This window comes from Methyloversatilis universalis FAM5 (assembly GCF_000214035.2).
Lineage (GTDB): Bacteria > Pseudomonadota > Gammaproteobacteria > Burkholderiales > Rhodocyclaceae > Methyloversatilis > Methyloversatilis universalis.
In genome coordinates this window covers 1-23,228 of record NZ_AFHG01000054.1, presented here as the reverse complement: position 1 = coordinate 23,228, position 23,228 = coordinate 1, and the positions used below count along the sequence as shown (strand labels likewise).

At 59.6% G+C, this 23,228-nt stretch carries 26 protein-coding genes and 2 pseudogenes; 19 read left to right on the top strand and 9 right to left on the bottom strand.

What is annotated here, in order from left to right; translation table 11 throughout:
- A partial coding sequence (locus METUNV1_RS15250; RefSeq protein WP_242059667.1) for a transposase occupies positions 1-294 on the bottom strand: 294 nt, incomplete at its 3' end.
- 1,318 nt (positions 295-1,612) lie between these two features.
- Between METUNV1_RS15250 and METUNV1_RS15245 the strand changes: the two genes are divergently transcribed.
- The 4 genes from METUNV1_RS15245 (at position 1,613) to METUNV1_RS15230 (ending at position 6,433) form a co-directional block, all read left to right on the top strand.
- Positions 1,613-2,389 (top strand): SGNH/GDSL hydrolase family protein, encoded by a 777-nt coding sequence (locus METUNV1_RS15245; RefSeq protein ID WP_197315215.1) that lies wholly within the window; start codon positions 1,613-1,615, stop codon positions 2,387-2,389.
- A 2-nt stretch (positions 2,390-2,391) separates the two neighbouring features.
- On the top strand, positions 2,392-3,360 hold the full coding sequence (locus METUNV1_RS15240; protein ID WP_081471372.1) for an MBL fold metallo-hydrolase: 969 nt from the start codon (positions 2,392-2,394) through the stop codon (positions 3,358-3,360).
- Between the two features lie 326 nt (positions 3,361-3,686).
- Positions 3,687-5,537, top strand: a complete 1,851-nt coding sequence (locus tag METUNV1_RS15235) for a hypothetical protein (RefSeq protein WP_139026388.1) — start codon at positions 3,687-3,689, stop codon at positions 5,535-5,537.
- A gap of 20 nt (positions 5,538-5,557) precedes the next feature.
- A complete protein-coding gene (locus METUNV1_RS15230; protein ID WP_051165334.1) occupies positions 5,558-6,433 on the top strand; it encodes a hypothetical protein in 876 nt (291 codons plus the stop codon).
- 232 nt (positions 6,434-6,665) lie between these two features.
- Here the strand turns inward: METUNV1_RS15230 and METUNV1_RS15225 are convergent, their stop codons facing one another.
- The 3 genes from METUNV1_RS15225 to merR form a co-directional block, all read right to left on the bottom strand.
- Positions 6,666-6,965, bottom strand: a complete 300-nt coding sequence (locus METUNV1_RS15225) for a thermonuclease family protein (protein WP_051165336.1) — start codon at positions 6,963-6,965, stop codon at positions 6,666-6,668.
- A gap of 490 nt (positions 6,966-7,455) precedes the next feature.
- On the bottom strand, positions 7,456-7,701 hold the full coding sequence (locus METUNV1_RS15220; RefSeq protein WP_043360063.1) for a hypothetical protein: 246 nt from the start codon (positions 7,699-7,701) through the stop codon (positions 7,456-7,458).
- Positions 7,702-7,862: 161 nt separating this feature from the next.
- A complete protein-coding gene (gene merR, locus METUNV1_RS15215) occupies positions 7,863-8,318 on the bottom strand; it encodes an Hg(II)-responsive transcriptional regulator (RefSeq protein ID WP_008063290.1) in 456 nt (151 codons plus the stop codon).
- A gap of 72 nt (positions 8,319-8,390) precedes the next feature.
- Here merR and merT point away from each other — a divergent pair, with 72 nt between their 5' ends.
- From merT to METUNV1_RS15180, 7 genes are read left to right on the top strand one after another with little or no spacing between them, the layout of a single operon-like run.
- Positions 8,391-8,741, top strand: coding sequence for a mercuric ion transporter MerT (merT, locus tag METUNV1_RS15210; RefSeq protein ID WP_008063289.1), 351 nt, complete (start codon positions 8,391-8,393; stop codon positions 8,739-8,741).
- Positions 8,742-8,754: 13 nt separating this feature from the next.
- A complete protein-coding gene (gene merP, locus METUNV1_RS15205) occupies positions 8,755-9,030 on the top strand; it encodes a mercury resistance system periplasmic binding protein MerP (protein WP_008063288.1) in 276 nt (91 codons plus the stop codon).
- An 18-nt stretch (positions 9,031-9,048) separates the two neighbouring features.
- Positions 9,049-9,285, top strand: coding sequence for a mercury resistance system transport protein MerF (gene merF / locus METUNV1_RS15200; protein ID WP_008063286.1), 237 nt, complete (start codon positions 9,049-9,051; stop codon positions 9,283-9,285).
- 1 nt (position 9,286) lies between these two features.
- Positions 9,287-10,978, top strand: coding sequence for a mercury(II) reductase (merA, locus tag METUNV1_RS15195; protein ID WP_008063285.1), 1,692 nt, complete (start codon positions 9,287-9,289; stop codon positions 10,976-10,978).
- A gap of 17 nt (positions 10,979-10,995) precedes the next feature.
- Positions 10,996-11,352, top strand: a complete 357-nt coding sequence (gene merD, locus METUNV1_RS15190) for a mercury resistance co-regulator MerD (RefSeq protein WP_008063284.1) — start codon at positions 10,996-10,998, stop codon at positions 11,350-11,352.
- On the top strand, positions 11,349-11,585 hold the full coding sequence (merE, locus tag METUNV1_RS15185) for a broad-spectrum mercury transporter MerE (RefSeq protein WP_008063283.1): 237 nt from the start codon (positions 11,349-11,351) through the stop codon (positions 11,583-11,585). Before merD ends, merE begins: the two co-directional genes overlap by 4 nt.
- Entirely contained in the window at positions 11,582-11,911 is a 330-nt protein-coding gene (locus tag METUNV1_RS15180; RefSeq protein ID WP_008063282.1) for an EAL domain-containing protein, read from the top strand. The genes merE and METUNV1_RS15180 overlap by 4 nt, the downstream gene beginning before the upstream one ends.
- Before the next feature lie 18 nt (positions 11,912-11,929).
- On the opposite strand, the gene cadR is transcribed toward METUNV1_RS15180, so the two are convergent.
- Complete coding sequence (gene cadR / locus METUNV1_RS15175; RefSeq protein WP_008063281.1) at positions 11,930-12,370, bottom strand: Cd(II)/Pb(II)-responsive transcriptional regulator; 441 nt, start codon at positions 12,368-12,370, stop codon at positions 11,930-11,932.
- Between the two features lie 179 nt (positions 12,371-12,549).
- Between cadR and METUNV1_RS15170 the strand changes: the two genes are divergently transcribed.
- The 5 genes from METUNV1_RS15170 to METUNV1_RS15150 all read left to right on the top strand — a co-directional run bounded on the left by METUNV1_RS15170 (position 12,550) and on the right by METUNV1_RS15150 (position 19,976).
- Entirely contained in the window at positions 12,550-14,859 is a 2,310-nt protein-coding gene (locus METUNV1_RS15170) for a heavy metal translocating P-type ATPase (protein WP_020164644.1), read from the top strand.
- Positions 14,856-15,935, top strand: coding sequence for a signal peptidase II (lspA, locus tag METUNV1_RS15165; RefSeq protein WP_008063278.1), 1,080 nt, complete (start codon positions 14,856-14,858; stop codon positions 15,933-15,935). The genes METUNV1_RS15170 and lspA overlap by 4 nt, the downstream gene beginning before the upstream one ends.
- Before the next feature lie 130 nt (positions 15,936-16,065).
- Entirely contained in the window at positions 16,066-16,626 is a 561-nt protein-coding gene (locus METUNV1_RS15160) for a recombinase family protein (protein WP_008063271.1), read from the top strand.
- 2 nt (positions 16,627-16,628) lie between these two features.
- The gene (locus METUNV1_RS15155) at positions 16,629-19,616 is read left to right on the top strand and encodes a Tn3 family transposase (protein WP_008063270.1); all 2,988 of its coding nucleotides are present in this window, start codon (positions 16,629-16,631) and stop codon (positions 19,614-19,616) included.
- A 24-nt stretch (positions 19,617-19,640) separates the two neighbouring features.
- Positions 19,641-19,976, top strand: coding sequence for a YnfA family protein (locus METUNV1_RS15150; RefSeq protein WP_349255540.1), 336 nt, complete (start codon positions 19,641-19,643; stop codon positions 19,974-19,976).
- Here the strand turns inward: METUNV1_RS15150 and METUNV1_RS15145 are convergent.
- Positions 19,941-20,561: a P-loop NTPase family protein gene (locus METUNV1_RS15145; RefSeq protein ID WP_139026387.1), complete on the bottom strand. Its 621-nt coding sequence runs from the start codon at positions 20,559-20,561 to the stop codon at positions 19,941-19,943. The genes METUNV1_RS15150 and METUNV1_RS15145 overlap by 36 nt on opposite strands.
- A gap of 206 nt (positions 20,562-20,767) precedes the next feature.
- On the opposite strand from METUNV1_RS15145, the gene METUNV1_RS15140 reads away from it, so the two are divergent.
- Positions 20,768-21,253, top strand: a complete 486-nt coding sequence (locus METUNV1_RS15140) for a hypothetical protein (RefSeq protein WP_008063267.1) — start codon at positions 20,768-20,770, stop codon at positions 21,251-21,253.
- Positions 21,254-21,748: 495 nt separating this feature from the next.
- Here the strand turns inward: METUNV1_RS15140 and METUNV1_RS15135 are convergent, their stop codons facing one another.
- A complete protein-coding gene (locus METUNV1_RS15135; protein ID WP_043360060.1) occupies positions 21,749-21,988 on the bottom strand; it encodes a type II toxin-antitoxin system Phd/YefM family antitoxin in 240 nt (79 codons plus the stop codon).
- A gap of 89 nt (positions 21,989-22,077) precedes the next feature.
- Entirely contained in the window at positions 22,078-22,158 is an 81-nt protein-coding gene (locus tag METUNV1_RS20180; protein WP_332309050.1) for a PEP-CTERM sorting domain-containing protein, read from the bottom strand.
- Positions 22,159-22,320: 162 nt separating this feature from the next.
- Here METUNV1_RS20180 and METUNV1_RS15130 point away from each other — a divergent pair.
- Positions 22,321-22,476 (top strand): annotated as a pseudogene (locus METUNV1_RS15130) (integrase core domain-containing protein); the annotation flags it as partial.
- On the opposite strand, the pseudogene METUNV1_RS15125 reads toward METUNV1_RS15130, so the two are convergent.
- Positions 22,463-22,608, bottom strand: a pseudogene (locus tag METUNV1_RS15125) (transposase); the annotation flags it as partial. The pseudogenes METUNV1_RS15130 and METUNV1_RS15125 overlap by 14 nt on opposite strands.
- A 272-nt stretch (positions 22,609-22,880) precedes the next feature.
- Here METUNV1_RS15125 and METUNV1_RS15120 point away from each other — a divergent pair.
- On the top strand, positions 22,881-23,228 hold a 348-nt coding region (locus METUNV1_RS15120; RefSeq protein WP_242059666.1), incomplete at its 3' end, for a transposase.

The following is a 23,228-nucleotide window of genomic DNA, read 5'->3' as shown; positions in this document are numbered from 1 at the left end:
CATGCCCAGGCCAACGAACCAGCGGAACAGCAGGTTGTAGTCGAGCTGTTCGACCAGCTGGCGTTCGCTGCGGATCGTGAAGAGGATCTGCACGAGCAGCGCACGCAGCAACTGCTCAGGCGGAATCGACGGACGGCCGGTATGCGAGTAACGCTCATCGAACAGCGCACTCATGTTGGCGAGAATGCCGTCGACCAGCGCGCGCAGGGAGCGCAGCGGGTGGTCCTTCGGCACGCGTTGTTCCAGGCTCACGTAGCTGAACATCAACGCCTGGGGATTCTCTTGGCCGCGCATGGACAGTCGGGAAAAGTAGGAAGACGATTCGGGGCGGGAGTCTGCCTTAAAACCCGCGCCACGAGCAGCGAGCGGGGTTTCTCACCAGCCTGCTAGTGGCGAACAAGTTCGCAAATACACTGCAGACGGCAATCACGACCCTGCGCATTTGGCTCCCCTCGAGTGTTTTGCCGTTGCGGCTTCAATATCTTCTTCATCCATCGCCCCCGGCGGCCCTGTGACGAAGCGCGCCGCTATGAGACAAGCTCGTCAAGTATGCGGTTGGACCCCGCAGTTGCAGACGAAAACTGCCCAAGGTAATTCTACATGTCATAAAAAGAATGCGCGATCAGCGCCGCCATACGGACTCTTCCCCAAATGCTAGCGGCCAGCTCGCGGCCCGCTCTGTGCAAGGGTCGGCAACCGCTTCGACAGGAAGCTCGCCGAATTAGCGCGAAGAGGCGCTGGGGCAAGGGGGGCGACAACGCGACCAGCGCGATCCGATATACGCCCATCAGGCAAGGCAAAAAACCAAACTCGCAAATAGAGCGAACGCGAGGGAGGCGAGCACTGCCAGCAACGACAAGCGCTACTCCAACACCGCATTAACTGAAGCGCAAGACTACGACTACGCCTCTGCCCGGAGTGCAAGCGCCCGTAGCGCAAAGGGACGAGCGCAAGATCAACGGCTATTCGGCCACCACGTGTGCGAGCGCAAAAACACGACCGCCTGCGATGCGGCTGCAGCACCCATTATCTGCACGTATCAGCAAACATGCTCAGCGATGGGAGGCGCCGCGCTGATCGCGTGTGACACCAGTGCCTTGCGGGCGGGTGCTCGCCATACCTCTGTCGGGATCTCCTCCGTTACGACAATCTCCAGATTGCGATTGGACTGCGCCAGCTACAGCTGCGGGTCCTCGGTCTCCAACTGTCCCAGCACCCTGACCGCGTTGCATAGCGCGCTGCGCGATTTCACTCCCCACAATCCACAGAAAGCCGATCGAAGACCGACACAAGGCCCTCATCCGAGTCGCCTTACGGATCATCCCCAAGCCAGATCGCCACTTCGAAGACGCGACCGTGGAATAGCTGAAGCGGAAGGCCGCGCGGTCGCCTAGAAGAAGGTATGCCAAGAGACTTTAAAACGGCATGCGAGGAGACTATGCTGAGATCGGGCCGTCGGCTTTCCCATTTTGCAAAGATAGTCCAACTACGGGTTCCAGCCGACCATTGATATTGGGAGCCGTAAGTGCGGTTCGGGTAGAGGCCCGCCAGCATGTGATGAGATTGACCAAAAGTCCTATCAAACTTGATAAACGGTGATAAGGAGCACGCGGTGACGGCAAAAATATACTGGGATGCAGATCATATGAATTACGAGGGGATTAGCACTCCCTCAATCCTCGGCATCGGTGACTCATGGTTTTGGTATTTTCCGCTCGGTGGCTCCGTTATTAATCAAATTGCAAACCTTATTAAAAGCGATCACACCATTTTGACGTACGGAAAAAATGGAGCCGAAGCCGTTGACTACGTCTCAGGAAAGTACTCAAAAGAGATAAGGTCTGCATTAAAGCGCTACGGCGAAGGCCTTTCCGCTGTTCTGATTAGCGGAGGCGGAAACGACTTCGCGGGTACCAATGATCTTCGTCCTCTGCTTAAACCGAATTGTACGAACGAATCTGACGCCGTCGATTGCTTCAAAGACGGCTCTGAATTCAAGTCACTTGGTTGGCTCATGAGAAAGACTACGGAGAACTACATGGCGCTAATTGGACTTATATTCGCTCACGCACCATCCGCCACTGTGGTCTTGCACAACTATGACTATGCAGTGCCCACCGGCAAGGGTGGCTGGCTAAAGCCTGCGCTAGACGACGCAAGAGTCCCAACGCGCCTTCAACAAAAATGTATAGAGCACATTATTAACAGCTTTACAAATGAATTGCAGGCGCTGGCCGCTACGAACCCTCGGAAGATTGTCTTTGTTGACACGAGAAATACTCTAGAGCCAAAGCACTGGGCAAATGAACTTCATCCAACCAAGACAGGGTGCAGGCTAATCGCAAAGAGGTGGAAGTCCGCGCTCGAAGATCTCAATCTGTTCAAATAGCGATGGCGCCTCTTTCCGTTGCACTTTTATTTTTAGGTGGCGGGTTTCTATTCTCACATCCTAAGAATTTTCCCCCGCCGGAAGACTATCTTGCTTACCACGAGATCATAGAATGCCCAGGGCTTTGTGTGACGTATTTCGGGGCTTCCACTATTTTGATCTCCGACGACAAAAATTCTATTTTGATCGACGGCTTCTTTTCACGGCCTTCATGGTTCGAATTGGCTTTCGACAAGATATCGCCGAACGAGGACCGAATAAAGGAAACGCTTGCTTGCTGCGTGGGCGCCGTTGATGCCATATTCGTCTCTCATCCTCATCACGATCATGCCATGGATGTAGGCTCCGTCGCAGAAAAGACGGGCGCCGCCGTTATTGGATCAAAACATGTTGGTTCAGTTGCAAAGGCGGGTGCGAATTCGGAGGTCAAATTTATCGAGATTGCAGCTGAACGTTTCTATCATTACGGTCTGTTCACCGTTTCTGCGATTGAGACGCCGCATTCAGCTCCCGTTGCCTACCCCGGGGAAATCAGCGCAACGTTCTCGTTCCCTGCGGATGTTAGTGAATTTAAACAGGACATTAATTATTCGTTCTTTGTTGAACACCCCGCGCTTCGAATCTTGATCGTGCCAAGTGCAAATTATCAGCCAGGCGCTTTACGACATGTGAGCGCAGATGTTTCGATGATATCTCTTGCAGGAATATCAACACGTGGTGCCGAGTTCTTTGATGGGTACTGGGCGGAGGCGGTTAGAGGTAGAGGTAGTGGTTTGGTGATTCCGATTCACTGGGATGATTTCACCCAATTTAATTCACCGAGCCTGCAACCGCTTCCATATTTTGCAGACTTCATAATTACCTCTCATGTGCGAATTAGGAGTCTTGCGCGAAAGGACGGGGTGGATTTGAAGTATTTGCGGCCATTTCACAGACATGTGTTGATAAAGAAGGAAGGCGTAGCCGAATAATAGAGCACGGTGTTCGGTGCGTACGAATCTCTTTTCAAGGAAGCGGGCCAGGTGGTTCAGGAGGTTCTTGCGCGGTTAATGTCTTCAAATTGGCGGCGAGAGCTACTCCATTTCTACTACGTATTTGTGCCTCAGCCTTCTACCCAAAATTTGATGCTCACGTTTCATTTTTCGTTGAGCCGAGTAGAGTGTGCCCAGATGAACTAGGCTAGAGCTTATCGCGCAGTTGCGGCCAAGGTTTAAAGAAAAATCGATTTGAAGATGTTGTTGATAGAAGATGTCGATGCCCTGCTCAGGGATAATTCGAGAAATGGTTCTGATAAAAGATGAATACGCCAAACAAGCTCTTTGTCGCGATAGCTGTCTCTAAGCCACGAGGTGAACTTGATGAGTTGCCAGGCGCCATAATCTCGGCAAGACATATGGCTGCATGGGCGCGGATTAATGGTTACCTGACGTTGCGCATCGACGATGGCTATGGCGATGTTGTTTCAGTCGACCTTTTGCGGCAACGGGTAACCGAAGCGATCGAGAGCATCCGGTCTCAGACTGAATTGAGCCGGATTATTATCTACTTCGCTGGTCATGGCGCTGCGCACTCAGTTGGTGATTATTATTGGATGTTGACCGATTGGGAAGCGCGAGCAACCGAAGCCATTAAAGTCTCTGCCTTGCAACGTATGCTTGAGTATTATGGGCCGAAGCAGGTTACTATCATTGGCGATGCTTGTCAGGAGTTTTCCTCTCGGTTCATCGATGTGATTGGTAGCGCAGTTCTTGACCGACCTGACGAGAATCCTACATTCTATGAATTGGATCAATTCTTCGCGGTTGACGTAGGCAAGAAAGCCTTCATGGTCAAGGAAACGATTGATTCGGACGCATTTTGTATCTTCTCACAGGTTATCCTAGGCGCCCTGCTTGGGAATGCAGCCGATAGCGCTTTTGAGACGCTCGGCGGGGAGCGGTTTGTTACCAGCCAGTCGTTGGCACGGCACCTTCAGGACGCTGTTGCTATAGAAGCCGGGAAGTATGGCGTACGAATGATTCCACGCTCTAGGCCGGGTTATTTTACTGATTGCATATACGCCCGAATTGGTCCGCATAAATCACAGGGGCGTATGGAGTACGTGGCTAGGGAGTTGGATATTTCCTACAATTCCTATGACTTTTCACCTGTTTTTCAAAATCCTGTGGCGGATTCGTTCGATTCAATAGCCTCAGATTATGTCGAGGCTGGGCAGGATTACGTAGACTTTCGAGAGAGTCGGTGCGCTGAGGTCGACTCGGATTTTCGATGTGCTATTGGTCATCCGGGGCCGTATGTTGATACGGGTATTCGCATAATCGGAATGGGGGTGAGAGAAGTTAATTCTTCGAACGGCGACTTATTCTTATTGCCCGATTCGCCGACGACTTACCGAATGGTCCTTCACGATGTGCATAACAGAGCTTGGGGCGATGTTCTTGTAACGCTGGAAAGTGGAGATACGTGCACCGCGTGTGTGGTCAACGGGTTTGTATCCACGGTCTATTTCCCCAAGGATTTTGCTTCACCCATTCTCCTTCATCATCCGTCGGATGATCTTCCAGAGGACGAATATCGCTTCGCGGAATTTCTCGCGCGACTGCGCTCCGGCTTGCTTCGTGACGATGAGATCGTTGATACGGCGGCGTATCTTCGGGAGGGAAAGCATCGTGTGATTACGCTGGGTTGCATCGCCGCACAATATTATGACGCGATTCGCGATGTTGATAGCCTTCGCCAAATGGCAAGCTTTTACGCGCAGCATGGCCAGCCAATCCCATTAGATATTGTACTTTTCGGGGGCGGTACCATTAGTGAAGAGAACGGTAGTCTTTACGCGACGGTCCCAGCTGTGGATAGGCGATCGCCACGGACCCCAGACGAACGGAGGCGTCGCTTTACCTTCGAACGCACCCCTGGTTTTGATCGATATCCAATAGCGGGGCGAATTCCGTGGATGCGTCAGGCGTGGAGTGCTATTGAGACAGCAGTCTGCGAAGACAGCGCACGTAGTTGGCGGGACCGGGCCCTCGGTGTAATTGAGTTCCTAGAGCCGGGTGATTTTACGATCGTCAGATCAGAGGGATACTCTGCTTTATCGGAGCTGGCAGGAACAGCGAGCCCAAGTTTATCTTTCGTGGGTGCGTGAAATTTCATTGGAGGTCTAGTATGCGCATCGTTCTCGTTCACGGTATTAACCAGGAAGGCAAGAGCGCAGATATTATTCGTGACGAGTGGATGGGCGCCTTACGCAGGACATGCTCGAAGGAAGGATTGGCGGATCCAACTATCGACATTTCGCGTATCGATGCCGCATTCTACGGCGACACTTTATTGGCGCTCAGTGCGGGGTGGGTCGCTGGGCAGACAATTGCCCTTGGCGCAGAGGAGGCCTCGGATGACTTCGACGAATTTTCTGTGAAGGCGCTGGAGGAGATGGCTCTGCGTATGGGAGCTACTCGAGAGGACATTGAAAGCGAAGCTGCGACTACAACGGTTGCACTTGGCGCGGGTATTCACAAGAAGTGGGTGAAAGCGATCGCACGTGTTATCGAGCGGATTTCCCCCTTCGGAGGGACTCTCGCGATGCGTTTTCTCGGGCAAGCGCATGCTTACCTTCGTAACCAGCATGTGAATAGTGAGATCAACCGATTGGTCGAACCGCTGTTTGAGGATGACGAGCCGATGGTCGTGATAGCGCATTCCTTGGGCACGGTGCTGTGCTATTCTTTGTTGCGAAAATTCGCAGAGAGAAATAGGCCGCGGCAAGTGCCTCTTTTAATCACTTTAGGGTCGCCGTTAGGGATCGATAGTGTGCGGAAGAGCTTTTCTAAGCCGCGTAATCGTCCTGCGGGCGTAGTGCGCTGGTTTAACGGCGCAGATCCCGAGGATTTTATTGCGCTTCAGGCGTCGCTCACGCCGACCACCTTTGGCTCGGGAATCGAGAACTACCCAGATTTTGAAAATGGCCACGACGATCCGCACTCTGTTGCTGCGTACCTTAGTGATAAGCGAGTTGTTCTTGCGATAGCGGAGACGGTTTGAATTTTTGGGATGGAGCCTCTGACTTCTTGAGACGTTGTCGGGCTCGCCATTCCCAGGGAGGGATTGGAGACGGGTCTCGCGATAGCCCCTGTCGCGCTTCCCGAGACAGCGCTTCCGCCGAAGCATAGTTCAGACGCCTTTCCGCTGGTAACTCCCTTCCATACTTGGCATAGAACCGAGCCGCGCCGCCTTGCAGCATCTCGTAATTGATGTCGCGGCCGTCGCGTACTACTCAGCCGACAAGCCGGCCATAGCGGTCCGTCTTCTCGTACTCGATGGTGACTGATTGGGAAAAGACCCGGTCCGCGAGGAACTGCTTCGAGACGCGCCAGTAGTCCTGGCCTTTCTCAGGCGCATCAATACCTTGAAGCCTCACCTTGTACTGGCGCCGGTCGGCATCAAGAAGTGTCAGGGTATCCCCATCAGCAACGGCAACAACTCGTCCGACCAGCTCTGCGCCTTGGGTTCCAAGGGATATGACGGCGATAGCCTTGCTGAGCAATAGACGTTGCACCGATAGCTGTATATCCATACAGTTTCTTTCCCTTCGTTTCGTTCTAGTAGTGCCGTGGTGACCAGCGAGAAGTGGTATCGAAAATGGTCGAGAGTTGCGCCCTGGTACTTCCACAGTTATGCGCACGGCCGGGAGAACGTTGTTGTAGCTCACGACCGCCAGATCGTTGCGGTCGGTGTGCGTCCGGACATCGGTGCGCTCATTGCAGCTGCGCCAACGATGTACGCGACCTTGTACCAGATTGCGCGGACCCTTCATCCGCACGACCCCCGCACCTACGCCATCCGGCGCGCGCTTGCACGGGCAGACGCGCGACAAGGAAAGCTGGCAATTGAATTGCCCCCAGAGCGCGAGCGATGATTCGGATTTGTTTGATACGCGTTGTCTGGCGTCAGGGCATTGGAGCCAACCCAGCGTCCATGACAGCTATAGGAAGGCCCCACTCTTGCCGTTGAGGCTGCGCCACCAGGGGCAGTGCCCCTGGCCACCCGACGACGTGGTCTTTAGGTCAAACCACTTGGTCGCGAACCGTTTCGAAGAACGACGGCACGACCTCCAGTTGCAGCGAGCCATGCTTTTGCAGCAGCTTGGCGCGAAGCCTCGGTGAAGCGTGGTTCGTGAAGTCGAAGAGATAGCTATATGTCATCTCACCGCTGTTGCCGGTCAGTTCCTGAGGTTCAGCATCGACAAGCCCCTCGGCTTCAGATGCGCTAATGCCGAGCTTTTCTGCCAAGGCCTGTGCGAGCGTCTTCATCGGTGGCTCCTGATACTCACGCCACGCCTCGTGCACTGCACTGATGACGTGGTCACCGTATCGCGACAGGTAGTCCTCTACTTCGCGACGGGTCGAGGCACCGACTGGAAAACGCTTGTCACGGAAAAGGGGGCAGCTCACGAAACGGAACAAATCGTACGCTAAGGCATAGCTCGCCCAAGCCGGTCCCCTGCCGACGTGGCGAGGCTCGTTTCGCCTTGCAACGACGCAATCAGCGGACACGAAACATTTCCCTGGCGTGCATGGCAGGCGCACACGAGTTGGGACAGCACGACCTCCATGCGCGCCAGGTCGGCCAGCTTGGCGCGCACGTCCTGGAGCTTGTGCTCGGCCAGGCGGCTGGCTTCGTCGCAGTGGGTGCCATCCTCCAGCCGCAGCAGCTCGGCGATCTCATCCAGGCTGAAGCCCAAGCGCTGGGCCGATTTCACGAACTTCACCCGGGCTACATCCGCCTTGCCGTAGCGGCGGATGCTGCCATAGGGCCGCGCCGGTTCGGGCAGCAAGCCCTTGTGCTGATAGAACCGGATCGTCTCCACATTGACCCCGGCCGCCTTACCGAAGGCGCCGATGGTCAGGTTCTTCAGACCGTTCTCCATCCCGCTTGACTCCGTAGTTGACTACGGCAGTAACGTTACAACATCAAGCGAAGACCCAGAAGGAGAAGCTTTATGTCAGAACCCAAGACCGGTCGTGGCGCGCTGGCCACCGGAGGTGTCGCGGCCATCCTCGCCTCGACCTGCTGCCTCGGCCCCCTCGTGTTGGTCGCGCTTGGCTTTTCCGGCGCCTGGATCGGCAACCTGACGGTGCTGGAGCCATACCGCCCGATCTTCATCGGCACGGCGCTGGTGGCGCTGTTCTTTGCTTACCGGCGCATCTTCCACCCGGTGCAAGCCTGCAAGCCGGGGGAGGTCTGCGCAGTTCCACAGGTGCGCGGCAGCTACAAGCTCATTTTCTGGATCGTGGCCGCGCTGGTTCTGGTCGCGCTCGCCTTTCCCTTCGTCGTGCCATTTTTCTACTGATCAGGAGTTCGCCATGAAAAAGCTGTTTGCCTCCCTCGTCCTCGTCGCCGTTGCTGCCCCGGTGTGGGCCGCCACGCAGACTGTCACGCTGTCGGTGCCCGGCATGACTTGCGCCGCCTGCCCGATCACGGTCAAGAAGGCGCTCTCCAAGGTCGAAGGCGTGAGCAAGACTGCGGTGAGCTTCGAGAAGCTCGAGGCCGTCGTCACCTTCGACGATGCCAAGACCAGCGTGCAGGCCCTGACCAAGGCCACCGCCGATGCCGGCTATCCGTCCGAGCTCAAGAGGTGATCCCTGGATAACCGGACCTTGCTCAAGACCGGCATCACCGGTTCGGTGATCGCCGCCATATGCTGCGCGACCCCCGTGCTCGTGATTGCGCTCGGCGTCCTGGGTCTGTCCGCCTGGGTCGGGTGGCTCGATTACGTGCTGATCCCGGCCCTCGTCGTTTTTGTCGGCATCACGATCTACGCGCTGCGTCGCCGGCGGGCGGAAGCCGCTTGCTGCGCTGTTGGAGTCGGAGAAAACCAGAAGAAGGGGATATGAAATGAATAGCCGTGTTCTGCATGTTACCGGGATGACTTGCGATTCCTGCGCAAACCACGTCGAGAAGGCGCTTCTCACCGTGCCCGGTGTTCATAAGGCGGAGGTGTCCTACCCTGACGCCTTGGCCCGTGTGAGCGGGGAGCCGGCGCTTGATCCGACGATGCTCGTCTCGGCAGTCGCAGCAGCTGGCTACCGGGCCGCGCTCGCCGATGCGCCGCCCGCCGCGATGGGAAGCGGGTTGCTCGGCAAGATGCGCGAGTGGCTGGGCAGTGGCGACAAGGCGGGCGGCGATGGGGGTGGTTTGCATATCGCTGTCATCGGCAGCGGCGGTGCCGCGATGGCGGCGGCGCTGAAGGCCGTCGAGCAAGGCGCGCGGGTCACGTTGATCGAGCGCGGCACCCTCGGCGGCACCTGTGTCAATGTGGGCTGCGTGCCGTCCAAGATCATGATCCGCGCCGCGCACATTGCCCACCTGCGGCGAGAAAGCCCGTTTGACGGCGGGATCGCCGCGGCACCGCCGGCGATCCTGCGCGAGCGGCTGCTGGCCCAGCAGCAGGCGCGGGTCGATGAGCTGCGCCACGCCAAATACGAAAACATCCTGGACGGCAACACCGCCATTACCATGCTGCGCGGCGAAGCGCGCTTCAGGGACGGCCACCACCTCACGGTGCGCCTGACCGACGGTGGCGAGCGCGAGGTGGCCTTTGACCGCTGCCTGATCGCCACCGGCGCCAGTGCGGCCGTGCCGCCGATCCCCGGACTGAAGGACACGCCCTACTGGACGTCCACCGAGGCGCTGGAAAGCGACACGATCCCGCAGCGGCTCGCCGTCATCGGCTCGTCGGTGGTAGCCGTCGAACTGGCGCAAGCCTTCGCCCGGCTCGGGAGCCGGGTGACGATCCTGGCGCGCAGCACGCTGTTCTTTCGCGAGGACCCGGCGATCGGCGAGGCCGTCACCGCCGCCTTCCGTGCCGAGGGCATCGAGGTGCAGGAGCATACCCAGGCGAGCCACGTCGCTTATGCCGCCGGGGAATTCGTGCTGACCACTGGGCACGGCATCGTTGCCGCCGACAAGCTGCTGGTCGCCACCGGCCGCACACCGAACACACGCGGCCTGAACCTCGAAGCGGCGGGCGTCACGATCAACGCGCAGGGCGCCATCGTCATCGACAAGGGCATGCGCACGAGTAACCCGCACATTTACGCCGCCGGCGACTGCACCGACCAGCCGCAGTTCGTCTATGTGGCGGCCGCGGCGGGCACCCGTGCCGCGATCAACATGACCGGCGGTGACGCGGCGCTGGATCTGAGCGCGATGCCAGCCGTGGTGTTCACCGATCCGCAAGTGGCGACGGTGGGCTACAGCGAGGCGAAAGCGCACCACGACGGCATCGAGACTGACAGCCGTACGCTCACGCTCGACAACGTACCGCGCGCGCTCGCCAACTTCGACACGCGCGGCTTCATCAAGCTGGTCATCGAGGAAGGTAGCGGACGGCTCATCGGTGTACAGGCGGTGGCGCCCGAAGCGGGCGAACTGATCCAGACCGCAGTGCTCGCGATCCGCAATCGCATGACGGTGCAGGAACTGGCCGACCAGTTGTTCCCGTACCTGACGATGGTCGAAGGGTTGAAGCTCGCGGCGCAGACGTTCAACAAGGACGTGAAGCAGCTGTCCTGCTGCGCCGGGTGAGGAACAGGAGGTGGTCGATGAACGCCTACACGGTATCGCGTCTGGCCCATGAGGCCGGTGTGAGCGTACATGTCGTGCGCGATTACAAGGTGCGTGGGCTGCTGCGGCCGGTGGCGCGCACCGCCGGCGGCTACGGGGTGTTCGACGCGGCCGCCTTGCAGCGGCTGTGCTTCGTGCGAGCCGCCCTGGAGGCCGGCATCGGCCTCGACCTGCTGACGCGGCTGTGCCGGGCGCTGGACACCGCAGACGGCGATGAAGCGTCGGCGCATCTTGCCGACCTGTGCCACCTCGTCGAGCGCCGACGCCAAGCGCTGACGAACCTGGAAACGCAGTTGACCGAATTGGCGCACAGCACGTCGGAGATCTCGGCATGAACAGCCCGGAGCGCGTTTCCCCCGAGGCGCGCAAGCCGGTCGCCGGCTACCTGTGGGGCCTGCTCGCCGCGCTGACCTGTCCCTGCCACCTGCCGGTGCTCGCCATCGTTCTTGCCGGCACCACCGCCGGTGCGTTCCTCGGCAAGTATTGGGGCATTGCGGCGTTCGGCCTGACCGGCTTGTTCGTCCTGTCCCTGGCGCGGGCGATGCGGGCGTTCAAGGGAAGATCATGAGCGCTACCGAGCCGGATGGCTGGACGGCGGCGCAACTGGCCCAGGCGGCCGAGCATCGGCAGCTTGAGCTGCACTACCAGCCCATCGTCGATCTGCGCCGCGGCCGAATTGCCAGCGCGGAAGCGCTGCTGCGCTGGCGGCACCCGAGCCTTGGCCTGCTGCCGCCGGGCGCGTTCCTGCCACTGGCCGAATCGTCCGGGCTGATGCCCAAAATCGGCGCGTGGGTGCTGGGTGAAGCCTGCCGTCAGATGCAGCGCTGGCTGGCGTTGAATTGGCGGCCGTTTCGATTGGCCGTTAATGGGGTCGCCTCAGAAAACGGAAAATAAAGCACGCTAAGCCCTTACTTACCCAGATGTTTGACTTTTCGTGGCACTTTCACCATGGCAATTGCAATTGCCCAACCCTTGCAAAATGCCGCACGCCTCTACAGATCGAGAGCCAGAACACTTCTCGCGCAAATCAACCAAGTGCCGCTTTAACTGCAACAGCGCGGACACACGCATTTCCACCTGTTGAATATGGGCCTCCAGCAGCGTGTTGACCTCCCCACAGTCCTGCATCGGGTTGTCTCGCAGACCCAGCAATGCGCGAATCTCGCTCAACGTCATGTCGAGCGAACGGCAATGACGGATGAATTGCAAGCGCTCAATGTGCGCCTCACCGTACAGCCGGAAGTTGCCACCGCTTCGCGCTGGCTTCGGCAGTAGCCCTTCCTTCTCGTAGTAGCGGATGGTCACAACCTCGCATCCAGAGCGCTTGGCGAGGTCGCCAATTCTGATTTCCATGCATCAATCTCCTTTATTTCACTTGACTCTATAGTAACTATAGGGTTTGTAATGGAAGTTGTATAGATTTGAAGGAGTTATTTATGAGCGAATGCGCTTCCACGGCGTGTGGCTGCTCGGCTGGGCCGATCATCCAACCCACGACACAAGCCCCAGCGACAACCGGATCGGCTCAAGCGGTGTATCGCATCGAGAACATGGACTGCCCCACGGAAGAGGCGCTGATCCGAGGCAAGCTGGTCGGGCTGGCGGGGGTGGTTGGTCTTGAGTTCAACCTGATGCAGCGTACTTTGGCCGTTCGGCACGAACTGCCTTCGTTGTTTCCCGTTGAGCAGGCGCTAACCGCCATCGGCATGCAAGCCGTGCGCATGGATCAGGCATCGACCGGGCAAACGACCAAGCTGTCCATTACCAAAATGGATTGCCCGACCGAAGAGACGTTGATCCGCAACAAGCTCGGTACCATGGCCGGAGTTGCCGATCTCGATTTCAACCTGATGCAGCGCACGCTGTCGGTACGCCATGCGGACCAGGTTCTGCCGGACGTGCTCGCGGCACTGCAAGCGCTTGGATTCGAGGCGCAGGTGTTGGACACCGCAGAGGCCGCATCGCCATCCGCATCCCTTGTGACCACGCCGACCAACTGGTGGCCGCTGGGCATCTCCTTTGTAACTGCATCGGCGGCCGAGGCGGTCTACTGGCTCCACAACGGCAATCATTGGTCGGTCGTCGTTCTGGCGCTCGTCGCGGTCTTCACCGGCGGTCTGTCCACCTACAAGAAAGGTTGGATTGCGCTCAAGAACCGTAATCTCAACATGAACGCCCTGATGTCGATTGCCGTCACGGGTGCCATGTTGATCGGGCACTGGCCCGAGGCGGCAATGGTGATGGTGCTTTTCGCGCTGGCCGAGGTGATCGAAGCCAAGTCGCTGGATCGCGCCCGCAATGCCATCCGTGGCCTGCTCGACCTGACCCCGGAACAGGCCACGGTGCAGCAGGCTGACGGCACATGGCGCGAGGTGGGTGCAAAGCAAATTGCCATCGGTAGCCGCGTCCGGGTCAAGCCAGGTGAGCGCATCGCCCTGGATGGTGAGGTGCTGGAAGGCCGCTCTGCCGTCAACCAAGCCCCGATCACGGGTGAAAGCCTTCCGGTCGAGAAATCCCCCGGTGATCCGGTGTTTGCGGGCACGATCAACGAATCCGGTTCATTCGAGTACCGCGTCACCGCCGTGGCCAGCAACTCCACATTGGCCCGCATCATTCACGCGGTAGAGGCTGCCCAAGGAAGCCGTGCGCCGACTCAGCGCTTTGTCGATCAGTTCGCCCGCTGGTACACGCCCATTGTTTTCGGTGTTGCCATCGCCGTCGCGTTGTTGCCACCGCTGTTCATGGGTGCGGCATGGCTCGACTGGATTTACCGTGCATTGGTTCTGCTGGTGGTCGCCTGCCCGTGCGCACTGGTGATCTCTACGCCGGTCAGCATCGTCAGCGGCCTGGCCGCTGCCGCCCGCCACGGCATTCTCATCAAGGGCGGCGTCTATCTGGAAGAAGGCCGCAAGCTGCGCTGGCTGGCTCTGGACAAGACCGGCACGATCACGCACGGCAAGCCCGCACAGACCGATTTTGTCACTTGGGGCAATGCACTCGCCGCAAACAGCCGCAGCATCGCTGCCAGTCTGGCGGCTCGTTCCGACCACCCTGTATCCAAAGCGGTGGCACAAGCCGCGCAGACGGATGGGGTTGCCTTACTCGACGTAGCCGAGTTCAGCGCGCTGCCCGGTCGGGGCGTGCAAGGCCAAATCAACGGTGAGACCTACCATCTTGGCAACCAGCGGATGCTCGAAGCGCTGGGGCAATGCACACCAGAACTGGAACAGCGCATCGCGGCGCTGGAAACCATGGGTAAAACTGTCGTGATGTTGGTCAGCGCAAAAGGGGTTCATGCCTTATTTGCCGTAGCGGACACCATCAAGGAAAGCAGCAGGAGCGCCATTGCCGAGCTTCATGCACTGGGCATCAACACCATGATGCTGACCGGCGACAACCCCCACACGGCACAGGCCATTGCCGCACAAGCCGGGATCGACAGTGCGCAAGGCAATCTGCTCCCAGACGACAAACTGCGCGAAGTTGAGCTACTGGCCATAAAGGGCAAGGTCGGCATGGTCGGTGATGGCATCAACGATGCCCCGGCCTTGGCGCGTGCGGACATCGGCTTTGCCATGGGAGCGGCTGGCACCGATACCGCCATCGAGACCGCTGACGTGGCCCTGATGGACGACAACCTGGGCAAGATTCCGACCTTCGTGCGCCTGTCGCGTGCGACGGCGCAGGTGCTGATGCAAAACATTGTGCTGGCCCTTGGCATCAAGGCAGTATTTCTGGTGCTGACCTTCACGGGTCAAGCGACCATGTGGATGGCGGTGTTTGCTGATATGGGGGCCAGCTTGCTCGTCGTTGGCAATGGCTTGAGGCTGTTGCGCAAATGAGCTGGAAATTCTTTCTCTACGACTGGGGTGGTCTAAACATCGCGTTGTTCCAAGCCATCAACATGAGCACACCTGCAGCGCTGGAACCGCCGGTATCGTTCTTCAACCTTGTGATAGGCAACTACTGGACTGCACCACTGATGCTCTTGGCGATGTGGGGATGGTCAAAGTCGGCACCTGACCCAACGCGGGCCGATGCCATCCGGTACAGACTCAGAGTCTTTAGCGTGGCCTTTGCGTTGGCATTTCTCGTCGCCACCATCTTGAAGCTATGGATCGACTTTCCACGCCCGCCTGCCGTTTTTGGCGACATGGTGCGCGTTATCGGGGGCATCGAACGACACTACAGCCTGCCCAGCGGGCATGCCACCTATGCCGCGCTGGTGGTCGGCGCGCTCTGGCCTTTGATAGGCCGTCGTGGCCGCATCGGCTTGGTGTTGTACGCCGCATTGGTCGGTTGGTCACGCATCGCAGCCGGAATGCACTTTCCTGCCGATGTGCTGGCGGGGTGGGTACTTGGATTGAGCTGCACGGCGCTCGCCGGGTGGCTGATGCCGCTGGCCGCCCCTGTGTGGCAATCGGCTCGCCGCACATCGACTTGGGTCTGGTTCGCAGTGGCCGCCAGTTCTGTCATGACAGATCAGCTCGCAAAGTTCGCCATCACCCGCACGTTTGCCTACGGTGAACAGGTCGAAGTCAGCACCTTCTTCAACATTGTCCATGTCCTGAATCCCGGCGCGGCATTCAGCTTTCTGGCGAACGCTGGCGGCTGGCAACGTTACTTTCTCATGGCGCTGGGTCTGGTCGTTTCTGCTTGGCTGGGCCGCATGCTGTGCCAGCAGCGGCCACGCCTTGAAGCGGTGGGCTACAGCCTGATCCTTGGTGGTGCGCTCGGCAATGTCGTGGATCGTGTGCTGCGTGGATCGGTTGTCGATTTCCTCGACTTCCATTGGCAGCTTGTGCACTGGCCCGCCTTCAACCTCGCTGATGTGGCGATAACTATCGGAGCGCTCTGCCTGTTCTTGACGGTTGTACCGAAAAGCAGTAGAGGCACAGAGGCCGATGTGTCCGGTTAAGCTATACCCTAACATGGCGTCAGACCATCCGGCGCGAAAGCGTCAGAATAGAGTCGCCTTCAGAATTGATTGACACGCACCGTCAAGAGTCATAGATTTCTTCCTGACACATTCCCCTCAGGAGGACCCTTTGCACGGTCAGCGCATCGGCTACGTCCGCGTCAGCAGCTTCGACCAGAACCCGGAACGCCAGCTTGAGCATGTGCCGGTGGACAGGCTGTTCACCGACAAGGCATCGGGCAAGGACACCCAGCGCCCCGAGCTAGAACGGTTGCTCGCCTTCGTGCGCGAGGGCGACACGGTGGTGGTGCACAGCATGGACCGCCTGGCGCGCAACCTCGACGACCTGCGCCGTCTAGTGCAGAAGCTCACCCAGCGCGGCGTGCGCATCGAATTCGTCAAGGAAAGCCTGACCTTCACCGGCGAGGACTCGCCGATGGCGAACCTGATGCTGTCGGTGATGGGCGCGTTCGCCGAGTTCGAGCGCGCCCTTATCCGCGAGCGGCAGCGCGAAGGCATCGCGCTCGCCAAGCAGCGCGGGGCCTACCGGGGCCGCAAGAAGGCGCTGTCGCCGGAGCGGGTGGCCGAGCTGCGCCGGCGGGCCGCCGCCGGCGAGCAGAAAGCCAAGCTCGCCCGCGAATTCGGCATCAGCCGCGAAACCCTGTACCAATACCTGAGAACGGATGACTGACCATGCCGCGCCGCAGCTTGCTGACGCCCGCCGAGCGCACCGGCCTGCTTGCCTTTCCGACCACTGACGACGACCTCATCCGGCATTACACCTTCTCCGAACCCGACCTGTCAGTGATCCGCCAACGGCGCGGCAACCACAACCGGCTCGGTTTCGCGGTGCAGTTGTGCTACCTGCGCTATCCCGGCTTCGCCCTGCCGACCGACGCGGAACCGCCCGCATCCCTGCTGAATATCGTCGGCCGCCAGTTGCGCATCGCGCCGGACATCTGGCCGCAGTACGCGCAGCGGCCGGAAACCCGGCGCGAGCACCTGCTGGAATTGCAGGCGTGGCTGAAGCTGACGCCGTTCGCGGCCGCCGACTACCGGCGCTTCGTCCACCAGCTCGCCGAGCTGGCCCAGCAGACCGACCGGGGTATCGTGCTGGCCGAGGCGCTGGTCGAGCTGCTGCGGCAGCAACGTATCATCCTGCCGGCCATCGATGTCATCGAGCGTGTATGTAGCGAGGCGCTCACGCGCGGTACGCGCCAGGTGTACGCGGCGCTGACCGCGCCGCTGGCCGATCACCATCGCCGTGCGCTCGACGGTCTGCTGGCGATCCGCGAGGGCACCAAGGGCAGCGGGCTAATCTGGCTGCGCCAGCCGCCCGGCCCGCCCAAGCCCAAGCATGTGCTGGCCCACCTGGAGCGGCTGAAGACCCTCCGTGACCTGGCGTTGCCGGATGGGCTGGAGCACACCGTCCACCAAAACCGCCTGCTGAAGCTCGCCCGCGAAGGAGGACAGATGACGGCCCAGCACCTGCGCGACCTGGAGCCGAGCCGCCGCTATGCGACCCTGTCCGCGGTGATCCTCGATACCCGCGCCACCCTGATCGACGAGATCATCGACCTGCACGACCGTTTCATGGGCGCGCTGTTCAGCAAGGCCAAGCGCAACCACGCCGACCGCTTCCAGCAGTCCGGCAAGGCGATCAACGACAAGGTGCGGCTCTACTCGCGCATCGGCCGCGCCCTGCTGGAAGCCAAGCAGTCGGGCGGCGATCCGTTCGCCGCCATCGAGGCCATCATCCCGTGGGAGGTGTTCACCGAGAGCATCACCGAGGCCGAGCTGCTGGCCCAGCCGGAAGGTTTCGACTTCCTCGCGCTGGTCGGCGACGGCTTCAACCAGCTCCGGCGCTACACGCCGGCCCTGCTGGAAGCGCTGACCATGAAGGCCGCGCCGGCGGCACGCGAGCTGCTCGCCGCCGTCGATGTGCTCAAAGGGATGAACGAGCGCCAGGCGCGCAAAGTGCCGGACGATGCGCCCACGTCGTTCGTGCGCAAGCGCTGGGAAAGCCTGGTGCGCAACGAAGACGGGTTGGATCGGCGCTTCTACGAGCTGTGCGTGCTGTCCGAGCTGAAAAACTCGCTGCGCTCCGGCGACATCTGGGTGCAGGGCTCGCGCCAGTTCAAGGACTTCGAGGACTACCTGTTGCCGCCACCGCGTTTCGCCGCGCAGCGCGATCAGCGGGAATTGGGCCTGGCCGTAGAAACCGACTGCGAGCGCTTCCTGGAGGCGCGCCTCACGGTGCTGCAAGAGCAACTGGCGACGGTGGAGCGGCTGGCCGCCGCCAACGAGCTGCCCGACGCCGCCATCACCAGTACCGGCCGGCTCAGGATTTCGCCGCTGGACAACGGCGTGCCCGACGAGGCCGAGGCGCTGATGCAACAGGCGTACAGCCCGCTGCCGCACCTGAAGATCACCGAGCTGCTGCTGGAAGTCGATGGCTGGACGGGGTTCAGCCGCCACTTCAAGCACCTCAAGAGCGACGCGGCGGCCGAAGATCAACACCTGCTGCTGACGACCATCCTGGCCGACGCCATCAACCTGGGGCTCTCCAAGATGGCCGAATCCTGCCCGGGCGTGACCTATGCCAAGCTGACCTGGTTGCAGGCGTGGCACATCCGCGACGAGACCTATTCGGCCGGGCTGGCCGAGCTGGTCAACGCGCAGTTCCGTCAGCCGTTCGCCGCCTATTGGGGCGATGGCACCACGTCGTCGTCGGACGGCCAGAACTTCAAGGCCGGCGGTCGGGGCCACGCCGCCGGCCAGGTGAACCTGAAGTACGGCCAGGAACCGGGCGTGCAGTTCTACACCCACATTTCGGACCAGTACGCGCCGTTCCACACCAAGGTCATCAACGCCACGGTGCGCGACGCCACCCACGTCCTGGACGGACTGCTGTACCACGAATCCGACCTGCGCATCGAGGAGCATTACACCGACACGGCCGGCTTCACCGATCACCTGTTCGCGCTGATGCACCTGCTGGGCTTCCGCTTTGCGCCGCGCATCCGCGACCTGACCGACAAGCGCCTGTACATCCACGGCGACGCCAAGCAGTACCCGACGCTCGCCGGCCTGATCGGCGGCAGCGTCAACGTGAAGCACATTCGCGCCCATTGGGACGAAATCCTGCGCCTGGCCGCCTCGATCAAGCAGGGCACGGTGACGGCCTCGCTGATGCTCAGGAAGCTCGGCAGCTACCCGCGACAGAACGGCTTGGCCGTGGCCTTGCGCGAGCTTGGGCGAATCGAGCGCACGCTGTTCGCGCTCGACTGGATGCAGAACGTCGAGCTGCGCCGCCGCGTGCAGATCGGTTTGAACAAGGGGGAGGCCAAGAACGCGCTGGCCCGCGCCGTGTTCCTGAACCGGCTCGGCGAAATCCGCGACCGCAGTTTCGAGAACCAGCGCTACCGCGCCAGCGGCCTCAACCTGGTGGTGGCGGCGATCGTCCTGTGGAACACCGTCTACCTGGAGCGGGCCATCCAGGGGCTGCGGGACTCGGGCAAGGACATCGACGAGAGACTGCTGCCACATCTCTCGCCGCTGGGCTGGGAGCACATCAACCTGACCGGCGACTACATCTGGCGGCAGAACAAACACGTCGAGCAGGGCAAGTTCCGGCCGCTGCGATTGATCGAGCAGGCACCGCTAGCAACGTCTTCGTAAGGTCTATCAACTGTGGAGCTACTGATCTTGATTCTGAAAACGACCGGACTGTTCATCGCAACAGCGCTTGCCGAGATCGTCGGCTGCTTTCTGCCTTACCTGTGGCTGCGCAAAGGGGGGCCAATGTGGCTGCTGATTCCGGCAGCGATGAGCTTGGCGCTCTTCGTTTGGCTGCTCACGTTACACCCAGCCGCCAGTGGCCGCGTTTACGCCGCCTATGGCGGCGTTTATGTGGCTACCGCGCTGGTTTGGCTTCGGGTCGTGGATGGCGTGAAGCTGTCCGCGCTGGATTGGACGGGGGCTGGAGTCGCGCTACTGGGCATGTCAATCATTGTGCTGGGCTGGCACGACAAGGCATAGCGTACGATTTTTTCCGTTTCGTGAGCTGACCCCGAAAACGTCGCAAGCCAAGTCCCCAACCTCGTCATTGCGGTCACGCTGGCGTTCGAGCCACTTGTGAAACGGTGAACGGGCTGCTTCAAGTGCGGCTCGCGCGGCTTCTGCCGCATGCTGCAGGACGTTTTCGGCGTCAGCAGGGCGATAGCGACTCCCCTTCTTTGAAGGCGCCAGCGTGTTCCACCTTGCCAGCGACGACAAGAATCTGTCCCCATCTTTGCCGTCCTCGTGGCCGTTCCCGGGCTGGAAGTGGCTCAGGTCAACGAGGGCGTCGCACCGGGCGCAGTAGCATTGTCTTGGTTCGCCTTCCACCACATCGCCGTGCAAATAATAGCGCTGGCGAGCGTTGCGTGACGCAGACGGTGGTTCAGTCCTGGAGATTGCCGACAGCGCCTCGCTGTACTTGACGAGCAACGACCAGTTTTTGAAGCCGCGCCGTATCGCAATACGGTCCAAGGCCTCGCTATGCGTGATAGATGATTCGCGGCTGAGCTTCTTTGCTTCTCGGCGGAAGCGCTCAAGCTGCGCAGGGGAAAATGAAATAGACATGTCTTGAACTCCGCGGTCGCGGTGACTTCGATGCGCCCACACACCGAGCCAGCTGCGACCTTGAGAGGTCAAGGCAAGACTCGAAATTGACTCTCTACGCTGTCGATACGACTTCGCCTTGTGGGCGGGCAGGCCGGCGTGGCGGCTCAAGCCCTGAGTCTATCGCATGCCGACAGGGGATGCCAAAATCTGTCCGCGGAGGTCACATGGACGATTGGCGGGAGCGGATTAAAGAATGCGGAGACGACGGCTTGAGCGAGGCTTTGATTGGCGCCATTGAAGAGCTCTTCGCACGTGATAGGCACCTACTGGAGATTAATGTTCACGAGAACACCATCGCGGCCATGTTGAGGTCCTACCTACAACCCAGGGTCGGGTACGCACCGGAGGACGGGGTCCCTTGGGACGTCGATTTTGACTACAACCGCAGACAGGCGATGGTCAAGACCATCAATGGAGTTCAAAACGTGCGGCCTGACCTCATCGTTCATCGAAGGAACACGGACATCAACCACTTGGCCGTTGAGCTGAAAAAGGGTTCTTCTGGCAGCCCTGATGAAGGTGATTTGAAGAACCTCGCGGCGTACCTGCTGCCGCTTGAAGATTTCGGTTTGGGCTATCGCTACGCGCTCTTCTTGCGCTTTGGTGTGGGTGACGATGCCGGGAAGGTCGCCTGCGTTCGATGGCTTTGACGAAGACGAGACTACCGTATTTCCTGCACTCCGTTTCCAGTGCTGCATAACTTTGTCTAGGGTTGTCAGGGTCTAATGGTGCCGCAAAACGGGCCGAGCCCCTCTATAGCGTTTGACCCTTGCGTTGATCAAGCTGCTCCTTGGATTCGGGTTCTCTGCAAACCCTCGGACAGTGGCCGGGAGAGCAAAGCGACTCAATCCCGCTATCGTCTCTTGACCCGCGGTTTGCTGGCACGGTGGCGAGGAGCCGGGCGGATTCGAAGGGTCTCCAACTGCTCCACGAATTCTGCCTACATCTCGGCTGGCGTTCGATGTCGCTGGGTATCGTTCGTTTTCACTTCGCCCGGCACCTGCTTGCAATAATAGGCAACACTGGTCCTATTGTTTTGCTCCTGCGGGGCAGATCTAACCGACAAATTATCGCCTTTTGTTGCGAAAGGGCTATGCAAGGGTGACGATGGCAGCCGCAGTAGATGGACGCCGTCCTATGGAAGGTCACTTGCCATTGAACATGCACTCGATGTCCGCGTTATGAGGGGTGTAGCTGTCATCCGGCACCTCGAATATTCCTTTGGCGACACCTATCCGTTTTCCTGTCGCAACGGCCACGGGGACAAGTTTCGCAACCGGGTGCCCAGCCCTAGTGATGACCACCTCATCTAATTTGCCACCCTCCAACCGTGCGACGAGTCGGGACAGCAACGTTTTCGCCTTTGCGATGCCAACGGTTTCCATACTCCGCCTCTCCTGAATGACGCAGTTGAAGCCATCCCGCTTTTAGGGGGACGCTTGAACAGAGCCGGCGTCCGCTAACAGCAAAGCGTTCAGGACGAGCGTCGACGAGCTACGACCCCGCAAAGCATCAAACCGCCAAGCATCATCGTGTAGAACGACGGCTCCGGCACCGGCGCGGCTACAAAATTTGCAGACCAAGAGACACCCTCTACGGTTGGGCTCCCGAAGCCATAGACAGCAAGACCGGACTCATCGTTACCGAGATTGTAGATTGACAAAACCGATGGGTTGAACGGATAGGTGCTGGGGAAATGAGTACCGCCCCCGCCTGCATCAAGAGCTTCAACGGCAAGGTCAGGGACGAATGCCTCAACGAGAATTGGTTCGAATCCCTGACTCGGGCCCGCGAGGTCATCACTATTTGGCGTCAGGACTACAACGAGGTGCGACCGCACGGAACGATTGGACGGATAGGCGATCCGCCTTGACCCAGTTGAACAGCTTTGCTCCCCTAGTCCAAGCGTCCTAGCCGCCGCCGCAATGCTCTGCCCGCCTGTCACTAGCCGTACGGCCTCCTGCTTGAACTCCAACGTGTAGCGCGCCCGCGCTGTCTTTGTCATTCCCGTCTTCCTTGCTTGCATTGAACCACTCAGCAAGGGATACGTTTCTCGGCTGCAAGGTCAGAAGAGCGAAAACAGAGTTCGCTTACCCTTGTGCGACCTCTTGCACGGGCTATCTCATTTCTTACCGCGACTTGCCCTTCTCCTTGCGCTGGGCGACCGACCGTTTCTTTCCTTTAGCAGGCTGGTGAGAAACCCCGCTCGCTGCTCGTGGCGCGGGTTTTAAGGCAGACTCCCGCCCCGAATCGTCTTCCTACTTTTCCCGACTGTCCATGCGCGGCCAAGAGAATCCCCAGGCGTTGATGTTCAGCTACGTGAGCCTGGAACAACGCGTGCCGAAGGACCACCCGCTGCGCTCCCTGCGCGCGCTGGTCGACGGCATTCTCGCCAACATGAGTGCGCTGTTCGATGAGCGTTACTCGCATACCGGCCGTCCGTCGATTCCGCCTGAGCAGTTGCTGCGTGCGCTGCTCGTGCAGATCCTCTTCACGATCCGCAGCGAACGCCAGCTGGTCGAACAGCTCGACTACAACCTGCTGTTCCGCTGGTTCGTTGGCCTGGGCATGGACGATGCGGTGTGGGACCGCACCGTGTTCAGCATCAATCGCGACCGTCTGCTC

Bases quoted from the DNA above. Each gene is read 5' to 3' on its own strand.
- cadR (WP_008063281.1), bottom strand. From the start codon at position 12,370: ATGGAAATCAGAATTGGCGACCTCGCCAAGCGCTCTGGATGCGAGGTT.
- METUNV1_RS15240 (WP_081471372.1), top strand. From the start codon at position 2,392: ATGGCGCCTCTTTCCGTTGCACTTTTATTTTTAGGTGGCGGGTTTCTA.
- METUNV1_RS15145 (WP_139026387.1), bottom strand. From the start codon at position 20,561: ATGTCTATTTCATTTTCCCCTGCGCAGCTTGAGCGCTTCCGCCGAGAA.
- merT (WP_008063289.1), top strand. From the start codon at position 8,391: ATGTCAGAACCCAAGACCGGTCGTGGCGCGCTGGCCACCGGAGGTGTC.
- merE (WP_008063283.1), top strand. From the start codon at position 11,349: ATGAACAGCCCGGAGCGCGTTTCCCCCGAGGCGCGCAAGCCGGTCGCC.
- METUNV1_RS15135 (WP_043360060.1), bottom strand. From the start codon at position 21,988: ATGGAAACCGTTGGCATCGCAAAGGCGAAAACGTTGCTGTCCCGACTC.
- METUNV1_RS15220 (WP_043360063.1), bottom strand. From the start codon at position 7,701: ATGAAGACGCTCGCACAGGCCTTGGCAGAAAAGCTCGGCATTAGCGCA.
- merA (WP_008063285.1), top strand. From the start codon at position 9,287: ATGAATAGCCGTGTTCTGCATGTTACCGGGATGACTTGCGATTCCTGC.
- METUNV1_RS15140 (WP_008063267.1), top strand. From the start codon at position 20,768: ATGGACGATTGGCGGGAGCGGATTAAAGAATGCGGAGACGACGGCTTG.
- merR (WP_008063290.1), bottom strand. From the start codon at position 8,318: ATGGAGAACGGTCTGAAGAACCTGACCATCGGCGCCTTCGGTAAGGCG.
- METUNV1_RS15225 (WP_051165336.1), bottom strand. From the start codon at position 6,965: ATGGATATACAGCTATCGGTGCAACGTCTATTGCTCAGCAAGGCTATC.
- METUNV1_RS15155 (WP_008063270.1), top strand. From the start codon at position 16,629: ATGCCGCGCCGCAGCTTGCTGACGCCCGCCGAGCGCACCGGCCTGCTT.
- METUNV1_RS15235 (WP_139026388.1), top strand. From the start codon at position 3,687: ATGAATACGCCAAACAAGCTCTTTGTCGCGATAGCTGTCTCTAAGCCA.
- lspA (WP_008063278.1), top strand. From the start codon at position 14,856: ATGAGCTGGAAATTCTTTCTCTACGACTGGGGTGGTCTAAACATCGCG.
- METUNV1_RS15230 (WP_051165334.1), top strand. From the start codon at position 5,558: ATGCGCATCGTTCTCGTTCACGGTATTAACCAGGAAGGCAAGAGCGCA.
- merD (WP_008063284.1), top strand. From the start codon at position 10,996: ATGAACGCCTACACGGTATCGCGTCTGGCCCATGAGGCCGGTGTGAGC.
- merP (WP_008063288.1), top strand. From the start codon at position 8,755: ATGAAAAAGCTGTTTGCCTCCCTCGTCCTCGTCGCCGTTGCTGCCCCG.
- METUNV1_RS15180 (WP_008063282.1), top strand. From the start codon at position 11,582: ATGAGCGCTACCGAGCCGGATGGCTGGACGGCGGCGCAACTGGCCCAG.